Source organism: Anoxybacillus sp. ST4, from assembly GCF_019448545.1.
GTDB classification, from domain to species: Bacteria; Bacillota; Bacilli; order Bacillales; family Anoxybacillaceae; genus Anoxybacillus; species Anoxybacillus pushchinoensis.
This window is the reverse complement of the sequence record NZ_JAHZOE010000081.1, coordinates 1-412: the sequence shown is the minus strand read 5'-3', so window position 1 is coordinate 412 and position 412 is coordinate 1. Positions and strand designations below refer to the sequence as shown.

Below are 412 nucleotides of genomic sequence, written 5' to 3'. Positions count from 1 at the left end.
GCATCCACCGTGCGCCCTTTCTAACTTAACTAAACACACTTTACAGCCTTGTGCTGTCTAGCTCTCGGCTGCGCCGAGAACCGTTTGTCGCTTTTCTCTTACCTGTTATCTAGTTTTCAAGGAACATCTTTTGCAACTTCGCGCCGAGGAATTGAAATTCCTCGAGATCGCTTATAGGTGCAAATGGAGCCTATCGGGATCGAACCGATGACCTCCTGCGTGCAAAGCAGGCGCTCTCCCAGCTGAGCTAAGGCCCCATGTCATTGTATGGTGGGCCTAAGTGGACTTGAACCACCGACCTCACGCTTATCAGGCGTGCGCTCTAACCAGCTGAGCTATAGGCCCATACATACGATATTTATTTTGTAATTTGAGGTGTTCCCTCAAAACTGAACATGGCCGCTACAGATTG

Annotated in this window: 2 tRNA genes; both read right to left on the bottom strand. The window is 49.5% G+C overall.

Features of this window, described 5'->3' with window-relative positions:
• Positions 1 to 184: 184 nt before the first annotated feature.
• Positions 185 to 257, bottom strand: a tRNA-Ala gene (locus tag K1I44_RS15095).
• Between the two features lie 11 nt (positions 258 to 268).
• Positions 269 to 345 (bottom strand) — tRNA-Ile (locus K1I44_RS15090).
• Positions 346 to 412 lie beyond the last annotated feature (67 nt).